The sequence below is a fragment of the Synechococcus sp. RS9907 genome (assembly GCF_014279615.1).
In the GTDB taxonomy this organism is placed as follows: domain Bacteria; phylum Cyanobacteriota; class Cyanobacteriia; order PCC-6307; family Cyanobiaceae; genus Parasynechococcus.
The window spans coordinates 1,961,065-1,975,891 of the sequence record NZ_CP047944.1 but is presented as its reverse complement, the minus strand read 5'-3'; the positions used below and the strand labels follow the sequence as shown (position 1 = coordinate 1,975,891).

The window sequence follows — 14,827 nt, the reverse complement described above, 5'->3', positions numbered from 1 at the left end:
TGTGGCTTCGGCCCAGCCTGCGTCTCGATGATCCGCCGTTCGTCCCGCCGCTCCTCGGTTGCTGTTCGTGGCACGGTTCTGGGTCTGATGCTGGGGATCCCTCTGGTGGCTCCACCTGTGATGGCTCAGGAGGCCATGCCTGGGAACCCAGCTGCTGAGGCTGAAGGGGGCGTTGGTGAAGACACCGCTATCGAAAACACCCTGGTGGAACAGCCCCGGGTGCTGATCTCCGAGGTGATGATTGAGGGCATCGAGGGCCATCCGGAAGAGGAACGTCTTCAGATTTCCATCTACGACGCCATGCAGGTGCGTCCAGGGATGCGTGTGACCCGCGAGGAGCTGCAGAACGATCTGAATGGCATTCAGGCCACAGGCTGGTTCTCGGATGTGCGGATCGTTCCTCAGAACGGACCGCTCGGGGTTCAGGTGGTTGTTCAGGTGCAGCCCTTCCCTCCGCTGAGTACCGTGGAGATCAACGGTGACGAGGAGAATCTCCTCTCGGATGAGCTGATTGAGGAGACGTTTGCCTCCGATTACGGCCGCACGCTGAACCTCAACGATCTGCAGCAGCGGATGAAGGCCCTGCAGACCTCCGTGGCCGGTCAGGGCTATTCCCTAGCGCGGGTGTCCGGTCCGGAACGGGTCAGCCCTGAGGGTGTGGTCACGCTGAAACTGCTGCAGGGCAGTGTGTCTGGCGTTGAGGTGAAATTCCTTTCCAAAGAGGGTGATGACACCGATGAGAACGGCAATCCCATCCGCGGCAAGACCAAGGAGTGGGTGATCACCAGGGAGGTTTCGATTCAGCCCGGTGATCCGTTCAACCGCAACCAGCTTGAGCGGGACATCAAACGCCTGTACGGCACCCAGCTGTTCAGCGATGTGAAGGTCACCCTGCGGCCTGTGCCCGAAGAACCCGGCGACGTGGTGATCGTGCTGGGCATCGTTGAGCAGTCCACCGGCCAGCTTTCCGGCGGTCTCGGTTACAGCCAAAGCCAGGGTGTGTTCGGCCAGGTTCAGGTGCAGGAAACCAATCTCCTGGGCCGCGCCTGGAATCTGGGCACCAACATCACCTATGGCCAGTACGGCGGACTGGCCAACCTTAACTTCACGGATCCCTGGATCTACGGCGACAAGCACCGCACGCGCTTCAGCACGTCGGTTTTCCTGAGCCAGCAGGTGCCCCAGGTCTTCCAAAGTGAAGACAACGGCAACATCCGCACCGCGAAGGACTACGCCGACAACGGCTCCAACAAGGCCTACGACACTGGCCGCAGCTACGGATTCACCGACGGAGACAAGGTTCCGGGCGAGGTCAACAAGGCCGACAGCGAGTATCCCAACCGCAGCTGGTTCGACTACGAGGGCGACACGGTTGTGCTGCGCAAGATCGGCGGCAACTTCTCTTTCTCCCGCCCCCTCAACGGTGGTGATCCCTACCAGGACAGCAAGTGGAACGTGCTGGCCGGTATGTCGTTTGCTGAAGTACGGCCGATCAACTTTGCCGGTGATACCAGGCCCTATGGCGTGTCCAACAAGAACTTGCGCAATGGCAAGGCCAACAACGACGACGTCATTTGCGTGTCGTACAACTGCGCCGACACCAACAGCCTGGTGGGGGTGCGTTTCGCCACCACCTACAACAATTTCAACAACCCTCGGAACCCCACCAGCGGCAACTTCTTCACCGCCGGCACCGAGCAGTTCCTCGGCATCAACAACGATTCTCCCACCTTCAACCGGCTGAGGGCGAGCTACACCCAGTTCTTCCCTGTGGACTGGCTGAAGATCCACAAGGGTTGCCGTCCCAAGGCCGGTGAGCAGACCGATTGCCCCCAGGCCATCGGTGTGCAGATCAAGGGTGGCGCGATCATGGGCGAAGCGCCTCCGTATGAGGCGTTCTGCATGGGTGGATCCAACTCGATTCGCGGTTGGTACGACTGCGATATGGCGGTGGCCAAGGCCTTCAGCGAACTCACGATCGAGTACCGCTTCCCGCTGATCAGCATTTTCTCCGGCGAGGTGTTCATGGATGCCGGCACCGATTTCGGCACCCAAAAAGATGTGCCCGGTAAGCCTGGTTTGCTGCTGGGCAAGGACGGCTCCGGTGTCTCCCTTGGTACCGGTGTGATCGTGACCACGCCCGTCGGCCCGATCCGCGTTGAGGTGGCCACCAAGGACTTCACCTCCGATTACCGCTTCAACCTGGGCGTGGGCTGGAAGTTCTAGTGACCAGCTGGCCTTTGGACTACTCCGCTGCCTGGACACTGGCGGCGGAGACATCACGCTCCGGCGTTGGCCTCCATAGTGGAGCGGAGGCCACGGTGGAGCTTCGGCCCGCGGATCAGCCGGGGTTTCATATTCGTTTGCCGGGGATGGATCAGCCGATCCAGCTGCGGCCTGATCAGGTGCGCGACAGCCAGTTATGCACCACCTTGGATCTGGGCTCCAGCAAAGTGGCCACCGTTGAACATCTGCTGGCCGCCTTGGCCGGTTGTGGGCTCAGCCATGTGGAGATTGGCCTCAACGGCCATGAAGTGCCCCTGCTGGATGGCTCAGCCTTGGGTTGGGTCGAGGCCATTGCCACCGCTGGGTTGGTGCCGGCGGCCACCCCGCGGCCGGCTGCACCGCGGCTGGAGCAACCCCTGCTGCGTACCCGCGGCAACAGTGTGATCACCGCCACTCCGGCCGATTGCTTTGGCGTTGTGGGCATCATCGATTTCCCGCAGGCGGCCATCGGGCGACAGCAATTCGCCCTGGAGCTCACGCCCCAACGCTTCGTCGATGAGATCGCTCCAGCACGCACCTTTGGCTTCCGGGAGCAGGTGGAGCAGCTGCGCGCTGCGGGATTGATCCAGGGCGGAGCCCTGGACAATGCCCTGGTCTGTGACGGTGATCAGTGGATGAATCCACCGCTGCGGTTCGAGGATGAACCGGTGCGCCATAAGCTCTTGGACCTCATCGGAGACCTGGCCCTCGTCGGTTTTCCCCAGGCACAGGTTCTTGTGTACAAGGGATCCCATGGTCTTCACACCGATCTCGCAGCCGCTTTGTGACTGAATCCACCACCCCAAATGTCGTGCTCACCAGCGAGCAGATCGCCGGTCTGCTTCCGCACCGTTACCCCTTTGCGCTGGTGGATCGGGTCATCGCCCATGAGACCGGGGTTTCGGCCACGGCGATCAAGAATGTGACCATGAACGAGCCCCAGTTTCAGGGGCATTTCCCCGAGCGTCCCCTGATGCCAGGGGTGCTGATTGTCGAGGCGATGGCGCAGGTGGGTGGACTGATCGTCACCCAGATGCCCGATCTGCCCAAGGGTCTGTTCGTTTTTGCCGGGATTGACGGGGTACGCTTCCGGCGTCCTGTGGTTCCTGGAGATCAGCTGGTGATCCGCTGTGAACTGCTCAGCCTCAAGCGCAAACGTTTCGGCAAGGTGAAGGCGGAGGCCACGGTGGACGGCGATCTGGCCTGCTCCGGGGAATTGATGTTCTCCCTGGTGGACTGAGCGAGATGTCGCAGCAAACGGCGTCACAGCAAATCCACCCCACGGCGGTGGTGGACCCGAAGGCCGAGCTGGCCTCCGGTGTGGTCATCGGCCCGGGTGCGGTGGTCGGCCCTGAGGTGGTGATCGGAGAGAACACCTGGATCGGTCCCCATGCCGTGTTGGATGGTCGACTGACCCTGGGTCGTGACAACAAGGTGTACCCTGGCGCCTGCCTCGGGCTTCCGCCGCAGGATCTCAAGTACCGCGGCGCTAACACCGAGGTGTTGATCGGTGATCGAAACACGCTGCGGGAATGCGTGACGATCAACCGCGCCACCGAAGAGAGCGAGGTGACCCGCATCGGCAACGGCAACCTGCTGATGGCCTATTGCCATCTGGGCCACAACTGCGATCTCGGCAACAACATCGTGATGTCCAATGCCATTCAGGTGGCGGGCCACGTGGTGATCGAAGACCGTGCGGTGATCGGTGGCTGTCTGGGCATTCACCAGTTCGTTCACATCGGTGGGATGGCGATGGTGGGCGGGATGACTCGCGTTGACCGGGATGTTCCCCCCTATTGCCTGGTGGAAGGCCATCCGGGCCGCGTGCGGGGGTTGAACCGTGTGGGCCTGCGGCGCAGTGGCCTGGCTGCCAACCATGACGGCGCTGAACTCAAGCAGCTTCACGAGATCTGGACCCTGATGTATCGCTCTGACCTGGTGATTGCCGATGCGCTTCAGCAGGCCCGCAGCCAGACTTTGTTGCCGGCGGCTGACCACTTCTGCCGGTTCCTTGAAGCCTCCACGGGTCAGGGCCGACGGGGCCCGATGCCGGTGCAGGGCCGCTGATGGTTCGGCTGCTGATCAGCACCGGGGAGGTCTCCGGTGATCTGCAGGGCAGCCTGTTGATTCGCGCCTTGCGGTTGGAGGCGGAACAGCGGGGGCTTGAGCTGGAGGTGTTGGCCCTGGGTGGCCCGCGCATGGAGGCGGCGGGTGCGGTGTTGATCGCCGACACCGCTCCGATGGGGGCCATCGGCCTTTGGGAGGCCGTTCCGTTGATTCTTCCCACGCTGCGGCTGCAGGCCCGGGTGGATGCGCTTTTGGAGGAACAGCCCCTTGATGGGGTGGTGCTGATCGACTACGTCGGGGCCAATGTGCGCTTGGGCACACGCCTGCGGCGCCAGCAGTCTGAGCTGCCGATTACGTATTACATCGCTCCCCAGGAGTGGGCCTGGCGCTTTGGCGATGGCAGCACCACCCGTCTGCTGGACTTCACCGACAGGATCCTGGCGATCTTCCCGGCAGAGGCCGAGTTCTATGCCGCCCGCGGTGCGGATGTGAGCTGGGTGGGCCATCCCCTGCTGGACAGCTTCCAGAACCTGCCCGATCGCGCCAGTGCCCGCCGCCAACTGGGTTTGGATCCTGAAGCGCCGGTGTTGTTGCTGCTGCCGGCCTCGCGCCCCCAGGAGTTGCGTTACTTGATGCCACCGTTGGCCCAGGCGGCAGCCCTGTTGCAGCAACGCCACTCTGATCTTCAGGTGCTCCTGCCCGCTGGACTTTCCCAGTTCGAAGCCCCCCTGGCGGCAGCGCTGCAGGAAGCCGGTGTGCGCCACGCCCGGGTGATTCCCGCCGCTGAAGCTGATGGGTTGAAGACCACCTTCTGTGCGGCGGCGGATCTTGCCCTAGGCAAATCCGGCACAGTGAACCTGGAGCTGGCCCTGCAGGGGGTTCCCCAGGTGGTGGGGTACCGCGTGAGCCGACTGACGGCCTGGGTTGCCCGCCACGTGCTGCGCTTTCAGGTGGATCACATCTCGCCGGTGAATCTGTTGCTCAAGCAGCGGTTGGTGCCGGAGCTGCTCCAGGACGAACTCACGGCCGAAGCTCTGGTGGAGAGGGCGCTTCCTCTGCTGACTGACACCCCAGAGCGCCAGGCCATGCTGGAGGGGTATGCACGGCTGCGGACCAACCTGGGTGCTCCTGGGGTCACCGAGCGGGCGGCCAAGGCCATCTTTGATCAGGTGATCGGATGAAACGAACCCTGCTGCTGCTGTTCACCTGCCTGATGCTGCTCAGCTGGCCCCAGCGCGCCATGGCTGAGCTGCAGACGGCGGTCTTTGCCGGTGGCTGTTTCTGGTGCATGGAGCACGACCTGGAACGTCTTTCTGGGGTGCGTGATGCCGTGAGCGGCTACAGCGGCGGGCAGCTGGAGCGCCCCACCTACCGGCAGGTGAGCAGTGAGACGACGGGGCATCAGGAAGCGGTGCAGGTGCGCTTTGACCCGGATCAGATCAGCTACGCGGAGCTGCTGCGCAGCTACTGGCGCAATGTGGACCCCCTCGATGGCGGCGGCCAGTTCTGCGACCGCGGTGATTCCTACCGGCCGGTGATCTTCACGGCTGATGACGCCCAGGCTCAGGCGGCTGAGGCCAGTGCTGTGGCGGCGGCCCTTGAGCTCGGACAAACCCGGTCTGCCTTGAAGGTGGAGCTCCGGCAGGCGGCTCGCTTCTGGCCCGCCGAGGGATACCACCAGAACTACGCGGAGAACAACGCCGTCAAATACAACTTCTACCGGTTCAGCTGTGGTCGTGACCGTAGACTTGACAGTGTCTGGGGGGACAACGCTCGCTCCGGTAACGCCTGGGGGAAGTAGGGCTGCCGCAGCCTCATTCCTCGGCAGAGCGCCCGCGGATGCGGGCACGGTCGCTCAGCCAGATGATCACCCGCGTGATCGCCCACGCGAGGGCGACGCCTAACAGGATCGAGAGCAGCCACTCCACAGCACAGCACTTGAGGACACCGGCAGTTGCCGGATGCTCCTCAATATGCCGATCTGATCAAGGAATGCATGGGGACTGTTGCGATCAGTCGCTTGCTTTGGCGTCCTTGTACTTCTCTTTTGCTGGCTGTGTTGTGGCCTGAGGCTTGGATGCCGCCTTGCAGGCCAGGGAGGCTTCCAGGCGCTGCAGCTGCGCTTCGCGCAGGGCATCGGAAATGCTGAGAGTGCGGTCAGTCATCGATTGGCGTTCTCGACGGCGGCAGGCTCAGGGCCTTGTGCGATCGAAAGGGGGCCTACGGGGCTGAAGACTTTCGAAACCTAGACGCCCACGGGTCAACGTCCAGGGAGCAAAAGTGCTTACGTCAGTGTCTGGCAACACGTCTGCGCTTCAACGCCAGCGCGATTGACGGCTTGCCAAACCCATATCGCCATGACTATGAGTACAGGTGTGCTGATTCCCGGGTGGCTCATGTCGGTTGATCACGGTGATCTCGCGGTGAAGGCGGAGGCTCCCTTTCTCCACGTCCGCCCAGGGCACTTTGTGATCGTCGCTGGAGACCAGCTCGATCAAGGGGATTGGTGGATGGGGCAGGTGCTCTTCTGCGAGGGAAGTGCTCGCCACCCCAGGCTTCCGTCGCTGTTTCAGGTGGCTGACGTGGATACGGGCGTAATCAAATGGATCAATGCCGATGCGGTCTCGGATGTGATCTGGTCGATGGATGGATGGCCCACCAGTGCGCCTGTCTCTTCCGGCTGTTGATCGAGAAGGGCTGTTGATCGAGTAGGGGCCTTGATCAAGGGGCGGTGTGTATTCGTGCGAACGGCACGGGCTTGACGGCTGTCTTATAAATTATTTGTAGCAGTTGCTACAAAACGTTCACCCCCCCCCTCTCTCTTGAGGGGGCGCAGATCCTCCAAGCCATGGAACGGGGACTTGGATTTCTTCGAGGAACATCCAATGACTGCACTTCTCTATCGAGGCCACACCTACGCAGCGGCTCCAGCCACTCCCAAGGCCTGCGTTGAATTGACCTGCCGCCGCGAGCACTACAACACCTGCCGCCAGGAGCTGATTGGCGAAAGCCGCCGCACCCTCACCTACCGGGGCGTCACCTACACCAAGTAGTCCGAAGCACCCGTTGGTTCCTGCCCCTGCCCCCTTTCAAGGGCAGGGGCTTTTTGTTGGGCAGTCGGATGGAGGTAAGTCACGGTCCAAGGGAGATCCCGACATCCTGTGGGCGAGCCACTCAGCATTCGCCGATGGGATCGGATCTCACCGCCATCGTGATCTCCTCGGTGTTTCTTGGGGTGGGTTTTGTGATTGCCAAGTTCTTTCCCGAAGCCGCGTTGCTGGCGGCGGTGTTCCTGGTGGGGTTGGCGATTCTCAACGTCGCCCTTGTTCTTGTGGTCTGATGCCCAAAAAAGAGGGGGTGTTCCCTAAGTACCCCCGCTCGACGCATTGCCCCCTTCACCGAAAGAAGCCCCCGCAGGATGGCCTGGGCTCCCGTGGCTGGTCGTCGCCATTACGACAAAAAGGTCGGGCTCTGCGGGCGCCCTCGCTGCGATGACAGGGGCCGCACCATGAAGATGTTCACTACGAACTCTTTTCATGGCAAACGTCCGTGAGATGGTCAACACCCATCTGCCCGTCGCGCTCAAGCTGATCAACAGCGCCGCCCTGGTTGCGATCGCGCTTTCAACCCTTTGTGCTGCTGGCTCTCTGCGTGAGATGTCTGGCAGGTCTGCTGCTCCAGCGGTTGTCACCGAAGCCAACTGAGCCCGACGAAATGGAGCGATACGGGGTATTGCTCCATTTCGTCGGCCGTTACTTGATCAAATCTGGTCGAATTCCTTAAGAAACCAGCATCCAACCTGTTGAAAAGATTAAGCGCGGCAACCTGATTGATTCAGCAAGTTCTCAGTGAACAGACGGGTTTCCGGCCATCGACGATGCTTCAGCCCATGCTTACGATCAGGCGGTGAGAGGAGGGTTGTATGTATCTGCTGACAATTAAGGATGGTCTTGGCACCCGTCATATCGGTCCCTACGCGTCACCGAAGCACGCATCTGATGATCTTGATCGGGTGTTGGAAACTTGCTCCGAGCGAGCACGGTGGCAGATTCATGCATTGGAAACACCAGACCACACCCTCGAATTGCAGGCGGTTGCTTCCTGACAGGTAGTTTTGTCCTGAACCAGGGCGACCTGATCAGTTCTGACGTCGTCCTGGAAAGCCTCGGGTCAGTCCGCTGTCGATCATCAGGCCGATGCCGGCATTGATGCAGATCAGGCTGAGGGTTCCGTACCAGAACCAGGGACCTGCGTCCTTGCCCAGCATCTGAACCACCTTGCGGCTCACCGCCTCGCCGAACAGGCAGAGGCCCACCGGGAGCAGCAGCACCCCCAGCTGGGCCTTGATGTACCAGCGCACCGGGGAGCGGCTCATGACTGGGCCAGCACCCAGTTCACCAGGGTGCGCACGCCGTAGCCGGTGGCACCAGCGGGATTGACCCCTTTGCCTTTGTCACTCCAGACCGGGCCGGCAATATCGATGTGGGCCCAGGCGGTGTCTTTGGCCACGAACTCCTTGAGGAACAGGGCTGCTGTGATCGAACCACCGGGCCGCGGGCCGGTGTTCTTCATGTCGGCCAGCAACGACTTCAATCCATCCCTGTAGGACTGCCGCAGTGGCATGCGCCAGAGGCCTTCACCGCCCGTCTGAGCAGCGGCATCGAGGGCCTCCGCCAGATCGTCATTGTTGGACCAGAGCCCGGCCATCTCATCCCCCAGAGCAATCACGCAGGCTCCGGTGAGGGTGGCCAGATCCACCACGGCATCGGGCTTCTGCTCACAGGCGTAGAGCAGGGCATCGGCCAGGGTGAGGCGGCCTTCGGCGTCGGTGTTGTTGATCTCAATCGTCATGCCGTTGGCGGCCGTGACGATGTCGCCGGGGTGGACGGCGGAGCCATTCACCATGTTTTCGCAGGAGGCCACCACCATGTGCACCTCAACGCCGGCCGGCTTGAGTTCGGCGATGCTGCGCATGGCACCGATCACAGCGGCACTGCCGCCCATGTCGAACTTCATCATGTCGATCTGGGCGGCCCCCACCTTGAGGTTGTACCCGCCGGAATCGAAGGTGAGGCCTTTGCCCACCAGGGCAACGCGGCGTTTCACCTCGCCCTCGGGGCGATAGATCAGGTGGATGAACTTGGGGGGTAGATCAGAGCCCTGGCTCACCGCCAGGAAGGCCCCCATGCCCTTGGCTTCGCAGTCGCTGCGCTCGAGCACCTTGAGCTCAAGGCCGTGGTCCTTGGCGATGCCAGCGGCCGTGTCGGCCAGGGCCGCCGGGGTGACCACGTTCGGAGGGGCCGCCACCAGCTCACGGGCCAGTTCCACACCGGCGCAGGTGGCATTGACGGCCGCAAAGCCGCTTTCGGCGGCGGGGTCGAGGTCGATCAGCTCCAGGGCCCCGGGGATCCGGCGCGGGTCGGGCTCCTTGCGGAAGCGCTGGTCTTTGTAGAGGCAGAGCCGCACCGCTTCAGCACAGATGCGGGCGGCTTCTGAGGCATCGGTTCCCGCCCAGGGCAGGTGCAGGCCGAGGCTGCCCTCACAACCGATGGCGGCCTGGGCGGCTCGGGCGGCGGCGCCGCGCAGGCGCTCGGCGTCAATTCCATCGCTCTCGCCCAGGCCCAGCACCACCAGGCGCTGCGGGCCTCCGCCCAGGGGGGTGATCACCAGTTGATCACCGGGCTTGCCTTTGAACTCCTGTTGCTTGAGGGCCTCGGTGATGCCGGCAAAGCGTTGTTCCAGGGCCGTTGCCGTGGCATCGACATCGCCCTGGGGCAGCCCAACCGCCAGCACATCGCCGTTCCACTCCTGCAAACCGGCGGAGGACAGGAAGAAGCGCATGGGTGGACGCGTCAACAAAGGATGAGCGTAGCGATCCTGTGCGACGCCCTCGGCCCCTAGAGCTCTGCGGTGAAGGGGGTGGCCCAGCGCTGGCGGGTTTCCTTGTTGAAGGGCGGCCACCAGCGTTGGATCAGCTGTTGTTCCAGGGCCCGCCGGGCGCGGGTGGCCCGGGGCACATCACAGCTGAAGCGGATGCTCAGCTGCGCGCTGAGCTCACAGCGCTGCAGGGCTTCGCCGTAGGCGGCGAGGTAGGCCTTGCAGTCGTGATCACCTTTCCAGCGGCGCTCGGCCGCCAGGGTTTCGCCCACATACAGCAGAAGCGGCTGCTCCAGCTGGGCTGGCCTGTCCATCACCAGATAAATCGCTGCTCCGCGGTGGGACGGTTCCGGCCAGCGCCAGAAACTCATCGCCAGGGGGGTCAGGGCCAGTGGATCGATGGCCACCGCAGCGTCATCGGGGCTGGCACCGAACAGATCCCCCTGGGCCGTGCTGGCGCTTTCGCCGCGGAACAGCGGTGCCTGATGGGCATGCAGCCGCTCTTGCCAGGCGAGCAGCTGCTCCCGTTGCAGGGGCAGGTCGGGCCCGTTGTTGAAGGCCAGCGCACCGGTGGAGAACAGATCCCCCTGCATCAGGGCAGCGGCAGGCTGGGCCCGGCGCGGCGGCTGCCGAAACTCACCCGGCCGATCAGGGCTTCCACGCTGCTGGCGGGCAGGCAGAGCCGCTCCTGCAGATCGGCCAGATCCTTGAAACCGGCGCGGCGGCGTTCGCGCATCAGGTTGGCCAGCCGTTGTTCCGACCAGCCCAGCAGCGCCAGCTGATCGACGTTGGCGTTGTTGAGGTCGAGGGGAGCGGCCTGCGGCTGCGGTGGGGCATCGCCGTGCCACTGGAAGAGCAGATGGGGGGTCCAGAGCCTGGCCAGATCGCTCGGCAGCTCCAGCAGCCGGAACAGATCATCAGCACTGGCGAATTGCACCCCACCCCGCTGCAACCGCACCAGCAGATCGGCTGTGTCCTGGCTGCAGCCGGGCAGTTGCAGCCACTGATCGCGGCTGGCCCGGTTCACATCCATCATCCAAGCCGGCGGCTCGGGCACGGTTGCTAAAGGCTGCGGCAACGGCTGCTTAGGTGGTGCTGGCAGCTGTCCGGTGGCCTGCAGCACCCGTCTGGCCAGGGGATCCAACCAGTGGCTGCGGGGCATGTTGCTCAGCAGAGATGGGCTGACCTTAACGAGGGTGCAGGGGCTGCGTCAGCGCAACTTGAGCACCTTGCCGCCGTGGCACGGATCGGGTCACTTCAGGCCGAGGGGGTCCAGCGGGGAATCGGCAGCGGTGGATCCACCAGGTTGCGCTGAAAGGCGATCAGCACCGCCTGGGTGCGGCTTTTGGCATCGAGTTTGTGCAGCAGTCCGGTGACGCAGTGCTTGGTGGTTTCAATCGAGAGATGCAGCTGATCGGCAATCTCCTGATTGCTGAGGCCCTTGCAGAGCCCCCGCAGCACGTCCTCTTCCCGCAGGCTCAGCACGTCGCTGAGGGGATGGGCGGCGCCTTTGGGGCCACGGTCGTGGTTGGCCACGCCGGCAATCACCGGATCCATGTGGCTGCCATCGCTCTCCATGGCGCGCAGCACGCTGAGCAGGCCGCCGTAGCCGATGCGCTCATGGCTGCAAAGCCCTTCGCATTGCGCCTTGGCCGCGGCGTGAATCGTGCTGAGCAACGGACGCTGAATCAACATCAGGCAGCGCAGGGAGGGCTGCTGGGCCTTGGCGGCTGCCACCAGGGAGGGGCCGGTGCCGCGCTCGAGCTGGTCGCTGCAGATCAGCAGATCAGCGGCTGTGTTGCGAAGGCAGGCGAGGGCTTCTGTTTCGGTGCTGGCGGCCCCCACCAGGGAGCCGATGCCATCAAGGCTGTGCACTAGGCCGCTGATCAAGACGCGATCCGCGGAGGCCGCCACAATGCGGCGCCCCTCCAACAGGGGCCGATGGCGCTGGGGAAGCTCACGCATCGCGCCGAGCTGAGCGGTGAAGTCCACATCCTGGAGGCGGCCCGAAACTCACCATGAATTCGGATGCCACCGGAGGGTGGTGCGGGTCAGCAAGACCGTACAAAACCTGTGCGTGCACGGCCATCAAAGGTGCGGCGATCACCCCCGTTACCACTGGCACATCCTTGGCAGACTTTGCCAAAGCAGTGCGCAACGCCGACGATGGCCTTCTTCGATTCCGACATTGTTCAGGACGAAGCTAAGCGCCTGTTCAGCGATTACCAGCAGCTGATGCAGCTGGGCAGTGAGTACGGCAAGTTCGACCGGGAGGGCAAGAAGAAGTTCATCGAGACGATGGAAGAGCTGATGGGCCGCTACCGGGTGTTCATGAAGCGCTTTGAACTCTCGGAGGATTTCCAGGCCAAGCTCACGGTGGAGCAGCTGCGCACCCAGCTCAGCCAGTTCGGCATCACCCCCGAGCAGATGTTCGACCAGATGAACTCCACCCTCGAGCGGATGAAGGCGCAGATCGAGCAGCCGCCTTCCAGTTGAAACAGCCTTAGCTGAGCCAGCACTCGTACGATCGCCAGCGCTCGCTCGTTGCGCCTCCCCATGCCGGACTCCATCCCGTCGTTGCCGGATTGGTTGTCGCGGGGCATGGCCGACCTGTTCCCGGCCGGGGATCCCAGTGATGCGGATCAGGCCCTGGCGGCCCGGTTGGCCCAGGCCGAAAAAGAAGGCCGGCCGCTGCGGGTGAAGCTGGGCATCGACCCCACCGGCAGCAACATCCATCTTGGTCACAGCATCCTGTTCCGCAAATTGCGGGCCTTCCAGGACGCGGGCCACACGGCGGTGCTGATCATCGGCGATTTCACGGCGCGGATCGGAGACCCCACCGGCAAGAGCGCCACGCGGGTGCAGCTCACCAAGGAGCAGGTGGCCGCCAACGCCTCCACGTATCTGCGCCAGTTGGGGCAGGACCAGCCGAAGGAAACGGCGCTGCTCGATTTCGAGACCCCTGGCCGCCTGGAGGTGCGATATAACTCCGAGTGGTTGGAGGGCATGGACCTGCCGGCGGTGATCGGCCTGCTCGGCACCGGCACCGTGGGCCAGATGCTGGCCAAGGACGACTTCTCCAAGCGCTACGGCAGCGGCACCCCGATCGCCCTGCATGAATTCCTCTACCCGTTGTTGCAGGGCTACGACTCGGTGGCGGTGAATGCGGATGTGGAGCTGGGGGGCACCGATCAGAAGTTCAACGTCGCCATGGGCCGCGACCTGCAGCGCCACTTCAACAAGGGCACCCAGTTCGGCCTGCTGCTGCCGATCCTGGTGGGGCTGGATGGGGTGCAGAAGATGAGCAAAAGCCTCGGCAACGTGGTGGGTCTGGAGGAGGATCCGCTCTCGATGTACTCCAAGCTGGAGAAGGTCGGCGATGCGGCGATCGACGACTACGTCACCTTGCTGACCGATCTGGATCTGGCGTCGTTGCCGGAGAACCCGCGCGAGAAGCAGAAGGCGATGGCATTGGCGGTGACCGCCAGCCGCCACGGCATCGAAGCCGCTCAGAAGGCCCAGAGCGATGCCGCAAGCCTGGTGGGGGGCAGCGGTGATGCCGGGGCCGATGTGCCCGAGGCGTCGCTGGCGGAGGTGAATTTCCCGGCCAAGGCCTTTTATTTGTTCAGCGCTGTGGGCATCTGCGCCAGCAGCAGCGAGGCCCGCCGTCAGATCAAGGGCGGCGCGGCGCGGCTGGAGGGGGAAAAGATCACCGACCCCAACCAGGAGTTCGCCTCAGCGGCGGAACTGGAGGGCAAGGTGCTGCAATTGGGCAAGAAGACCTTCCGGCGGCTCACCGTCTGAGCAGACGCAGCACCTCTTCGGCTGGGGTGATGGCTTGTTCCCATCCGGCCAGCTTTGTCGCGAACAGTTCCTCGATCGTTTTTTCAGCGGTAAGGCGATTTTTCAGCCGAGCCTGAATGGCCTCTTTGATGAAGTTGGGTACATTTTTTTCTTTTGTGGGATCAAAGGCAAAAAAGCGGTTCACATAGTTGCGTTCGATCTGCTTTTCACTGCTTGAACGATTGGTGTGGGTTGGCAGGTGCTCGCTCAGGTCACTGAGTGCCTTTCCTTCAGCCGATAGGGCTCTGATCAAGAGATCTCCAGGGGCTTTGGATCGCTTTGTGAAGTCATTGAAGTCGATCCCAATCACGAGCCCTTTCAGCCGTTGTTGCAGATCCTCGATTAGGCGTGGGTAGTTGAAATGGAACCGTTGGAGGTGGCTACGGTTTTGGGTCGAGAATGTTCCCTTGGCAGCGATCAGGTGGCCTGTTGCTTCGAATTCGAGGACGGCTCTGGCAACCGTGTAATTGCGCCCTGAATAGGAGAGTTGGGCGTAGAGCGAGCGGTATGCAGAAAACGGTTGGCGAAAGCAGAGCACCCAGGCCACATCACTGACGCCCGCTTGTCGCAAAGTTGTTTCGATCCGTTCGGGTTTGTCGGTGTGGAGCACGTATTCCAGGTTTTCGGCTGAAATCAGCAGGCATGCATGGTCACCGGCCCTCTTGCGGGTCTTCCTGACCAGCCTTTTGAGCCAGTCCAGGTCGGCTTGATCCACGAGCCGGTTGTGATGTGTCAGTCCTTCAACATGGGGGTAGTGGATCTTTTGTTGGAG

At 62.8% G+C, this 14,827-nt stretch carries 20 protein-coding genes; 13 read left to right on the top strand and 7 right to left on the bottom strand.

Annotation, left to right across the window (positions count from 1 at the left end):
• The first annotated feature begins 27 nt into the window (after window positions 1–27).
• Genes SynRS9907_RS10885 through msrA form a run of 6 tightly spaced genes read left to right on the top strand, consistent with a single transcriptional unit; the run spans window position 28 to window position 6,136 of the window.
• On the top strand, window positions 28–2,226 hold the full coding sequence (locus tag SynRS9907_RS10885) for an outer membrane protein assembly factor (protein ID WP_188021016.1): 2,199 nt from the start codon (window positions 28–30) through the stop codon (window positions 2,224–2,226).
• Window positions 2,226–3,053 carry a UDP-3-O-acyl-N-acetylglucosamine deacetylase gene (gene lpxC / locus SynRS9907_RS10880; protein ID WP_188021015.1) on the top strand — a complete coding sequence of 276 codons (828 nt, stop codon included), beginning with the start codon at window positions 2,226–2,228 and terminating at the stop codon, window positions 3,051–3,053. Before SynRS9907_RS10885 ends, lpxC begins: the two co-directional genes overlap by 1 nt.
• Window positions 3,050–3,505, top strand: a complete 456-nt coding sequence (fabZ, locus tag SynRS9907_RS10875; RefSeq protein WP_188021014.1) for a 3-hydroxyacyl-ACP dehydratase FabZ — start codon at window positions 3,050–3,052, stop codon at window positions 3,503–3,505. The genes lpxC and fabZ overlap by 4 nt, the downstream gene beginning before the upstream one ends.
• Window positions 3,506–3,510: 5 nt before the next feature.
• Window positions 3,511–4,335 (top strand): acyl-ACP--UDP-N-acetylglucosamine O-acyltransferase, encoded by an 825-nt coding sequence (gene lpxA, locus SynRS9907_RS10870; RefSeq protein WP_188021013.1) that lies wholly within the window; start codon window positions 3,511–3,513, stop codon window positions 4,333–4,335.
• On the top strand, window positions 4,335–5,516 hold the full coding sequence (gene lpxB, locus SynRS9907_RS10865; protein WP_188021012.1) for a lipid-A-disaccharide synthase: 1,182 nt from the start codon (window positions 4,335–4,337) through the stop codon (window positions 5,514–5,516). Before lpxA ends, lpxB begins: the two co-directional genes overlap by 1 nt.
• On the top strand, window positions 5,513–6,136 hold the full coding sequence (gene msrA, locus SynRS9907_RS10860) for a peptide-methionine (S)-S-oxide reductase MsrA (protein WP_188021011.1): 624 nt from the start codon (window positions 5,513–5,515) through the stop codon (window positions 6,134–6,136). The genes lpxB and msrA overlap by 4 nt, the downstream gene beginning before the upstream one ends.
• Window positions 6,137–6,347: 211 nt before the next feature.
• On the opposite strand, the gene SynRS9907_RS10855 is transcribed toward msrA, so the two are convergent.
• Window positions 6,348–6,500 carry a hypothetical protein gene (locus SynRS9907_RS10855; RefSeq protein ID WP_188021010.1) on the bottom strand — a complete coding sequence of 51 codons (153 nt, stop codon included), beginning with the start codon at window positions 6,498–6,500 and terminating at the stop codon, window positions 6,348–6,350.
• A 231-nt stretch (window positions 6,501–6,731) separates the two neighbouring features.
• Here SynRS9907_RS10855 and SynRS9907_RS10850 point away from each other — a divergent pair, with 231 nt between their 5' ends.
• The 5 genes from SynRS9907_RS10850 to SynRS9907_RS14110 all read left to right on the top strand — a co-directional run bounded on the left by SynRS9907_RS10850 (window position 6,732) and on the right by SynRS9907_RS14110 (window position 8,440).
• Entirely contained in the window at window positions 6,732–7,022 is a 291-nt protein-coding gene (locus tag SynRS9907_RS10850) for a DUF3104 domain-containing protein (RefSeq protein ID WP_114989456.1), read from the top strand.
• Window positions 7,023–7,220: 198 nt separating this feature from the next.
• Entirely contained in the window at window positions 7,221–7,388 is a 168-nt protein-coding gene (locus tag SynRS9907_RS10845; RefSeq protein ID WP_255445893.1) for a DUF4278 domain-containing protein, read from the top strand.
• A gap of 134 nt (window positions 7,389–7,522) precedes the next feature.
• Window positions 7,523–7,675: a hypothetical protein gene (locus SynRS9907_RS10840; protein ID WP_188021008.1), complete on the top strand. Its 153-nt coding sequence runs from the start codon at window positions 7,523–7,525 to the stop codon at window positions 7,673–7,675.
• Window positions 7,676–7,871: 196 nt separating this feature from the next.
• Window positions 7,872–8,039 carry a hypothetical protein gene (locus SynRS9907_RS10835; RefSeq protein ID WP_188021007.1) on the top strand — a complete coding sequence of 56 codons (168 nt, stop codon included), beginning with the start codon at window positions 7,872–7,874 and terminating at the stop codon, window positions 8,037–8,039.
• A gap of 218 nt (window positions 8,040–8,257) precedes the next feature.
• On the top strand, window positions 8,258–8,440 hold the full coding sequence (locus SynRS9907_RS14110) for a hypothetical protein (protein ID WP_255445892.1): 183 nt from the start codon (window positions 8,258–8,260) through the stop codon (window positions 8,438–8,440).
• A gap of 33 nt (window positions 8,441–8,473) precedes the next feature.
• On the opposite strand, the gene SynRS9907_RS10830 is transcribed toward SynRS9907_RS14110, so the two are convergent.
• The 5 genes from SynRS9907_RS10830 to SynRS9907_RS10810 form a co-directional block, all read right to left on the bottom strand.
• Window positions 8,474–8,710, bottom strand: a complete 237-nt coding sequence (locus SynRS9907_RS10830; RefSeq protein WP_114989453.1) for a hypothetical protein — start codon at window positions 8,708–8,710, stop codon at window positions 8,474–8,476.
• Complete coding sequence (locus SynRS9907_RS10825; protein ID WP_188021006.1) at window positions 8,707–10,176, bottom strand: leucyl aminopeptidase; 1,470 nt, start codon at window positions 10,174–10,176, stop codon at window positions 8,707–8,709. The genes SynRS9907_RS10830 and SynRS9907_RS10825 overlap by 4 nt, the downstream gene beginning before the upstream one ends.
• A 56-nt stretch (window positions 10,177–10,232) precedes the next feature.
• On the bottom strand, window positions 10,233–10,805 hold the full coding sequence (locus SynRS9907_RS10820) for a GIY-YIG nuclease family protein (RefSeq protein WP_188021005.1): 573 nt from the start codon (window positions 10,803–10,805) through the stop codon (window positions 10,233–10,235).
• Entirely contained in the window at window positions 10,805–11,374 is a 570-nt protein-coding gene (locus SynRS9907_RS10815) for a hypothetical protein (protein ID WP_188021004.1), read from the bottom strand. Before SynRS9907_RS10815 ends, SynRS9907_RS10820 begins: the two co-directional genes overlap by 1 nt.
• 95 nt (window positions 11,375–11,469) lie before the next feature.
• Window positions 11,470–12,177, bottom strand: coding sequence for a response regulator transcription factor (locus SynRS9907_RS10810; protein WP_188022450.1), 708 nt, complete (start codon window positions 12,175–12,177; stop codon window positions 11,470–11,472).
• A 201-nt stretch (window positions 12,178–12,378) separates the two neighbouring features.
• Here SynRS9907_RS10810 and SynRS9907_RS10805 point away from each other — a divergent pair, with 201 nt between their 5' ends.
• Together SynRS9907_RS10805 and tyrS are read left to right on the top strand one after the other, a co-directional pair.
• Entirely contained in the window at window positions 12,379–12,708 is a 330-nt protein-coding gene (locus tag SynRS9907_RS10805) for a DUF1825 family protein (protein WP_011365051.1), read from the top strand.
• 60 nt (window positions 12,709–12,768) lie between these two features.
• Window positions 12,769–14,016, top strand: coding sequence for a tyrosine--tRNA ligase (gene tyrS, locus SynRS9907_RS10800; RefSeq protein ID WP_188021003.1), 1,248 nt, complete (start codon window positions 12,769–12,771; stop codon window positions 14,014–14,016).
• Here the strand turns inward: tyrS and SynRS9907_RS10795 are convergent.
• Window positions 14,006–14,770 (bottom strand): hypothetical protein, encoded by a 765-nt coding sequence (locus SynRS9907_RS10795; protein WP_223157657.1) that lies wholly within the window; start codon window positions 14,768–14,770, stop codon window positions 14,006–14,008. The genes tyrS and SynRS9907_RS10795 overlap by 11 nt on opposite strands.
• Window positions 14,771–14,827: the final 57 nt, after the last annotated feature.

Excerpts from the sequence above, each read along its gene's own strand:
- SynRS9907_RS10810 (WP_188022450.1), bottom strand. The coding sequence starts at position 12,177 with ATGCGTGAGCTTCCCCAGCGCCATCGGCCCCTGTTGGAGGGGCGCCGC.
- SynRS9907_RS10845 (WP_255445893.1), top strand. The coding sequence starts at position 7,221 with ATGACTGCACTTCTCTATCGAGGCCACACCTACGCAGCGGCTCCAGCC.
- SynRS9907_RS10815 (WP_188021004.1), bottom strand. The coding sequence starts at position 11,374 with ATGCCCCGCAGCCACTGGTTGGATCCCCTGGCCAGACGGGTGCTGCAG.
- msrA (WP_188021011.1), top strand. The coding sequence starts at position 5,513 with ATGAAACGAACCCTGCTGCTGCTGTTCACCTGCCTGATGCTGCTCAGC.
- lpxB (WP_188021012.1), top strand. The coding sequence starts at position 4,335 with ATGGTTCGGCTGCTGATCAGCACCGGGGAGGTCTCCGGTGATCTGCAG.
- SynRS9907_RS10820 (WP_188021005.1), bottom strand. The coding sequence starts at position 10,805 with ATGCAGGGGGATCTGTTCTCCACCGGTGCGCTGGCCTTCAACAACGGG.
- SynRS9907_RS10885 (WP_188021016.1), top strand. The coding sequence starts at position 28 with ATGATCCGCCGTTCGTCCCGCCGCTCCTCGGTTGCTGTTCGTGGCACG.
- SynRS9907_RS10825 (WP_188021006.1), bottom strand. The coding sequence starts at position 10,176 with ATGCGCTTCTTCCTGTCCTCCGCCGGTTTGCAGGAGTGGAACGGCGAT.
- SynRS9907_RS14110 (WP_255445892.1), top strand. The coding sequence starts at position 8,258 with ATGTATCTGCTGACAATTAAGGATGGTCTTGGCACCCGTCATATCGGT.
- SynRS9907_RS10830 (WP_114989453.1), bottom strand. The coding sequence starts at position 8,710 with ATGAGCCGCTCCCCGGTGCGCTGGTACATCAAGGCCCAGCTGGGGGTG.
- tyrS (WP_188021003.1), top strand. The coding sequence starts at position 12,769 with ATGCCGGACTCCATCCCGTCGTTGCCGGATTGGTTGTCGCGGGGCATG.
- SynRS9907_RS10835 (WP_188021007.1), top strand. The coding sequence starts at position 7,872 with ATGGCAAACGTCCGTGAGATGGTCAACACCCATCTGCCCGTCGCGCTC.
- SynRS9907_RS10840 (WP_188021008.1), top strand. The coding sequence starts at position 7,523 with ATGGGATCGGATCTCACCGCCATCGTGATCTCCTCGGTGTTTCTTGGG.
- SynRS9907_RS10855 (WP_188021010.1), bottom strand. The coding sequence starts at position 6,500 with ATGACTGACCGCACTCTCAGCATTTCCGATGCCCTGCGCGAAGCGCAG.
- SynRS9907_RS10805 (WP_011365051.1), top strand. The coding sequence starts at position 12,379 with ATGGCCTTCTTCGATTCCGACATTGTTCAGGACGAAGCTAAGCGCCTG.
- lpxA (WP_188021013.1), top strand. The coding sequence starts at position 3,511 with ATGTCGCAGCAAACGGCGTCACAGCAAATCCACCCCACGGCGGTGGTG.
- SynRS9907_RS10850 (WP_114989456.1), top strand. The coding sequence starts at position 6,732 with ATGTCGGTTGATCACGGTGATCTCGCGGTGAAGGCGGAGGCTCCCTTT.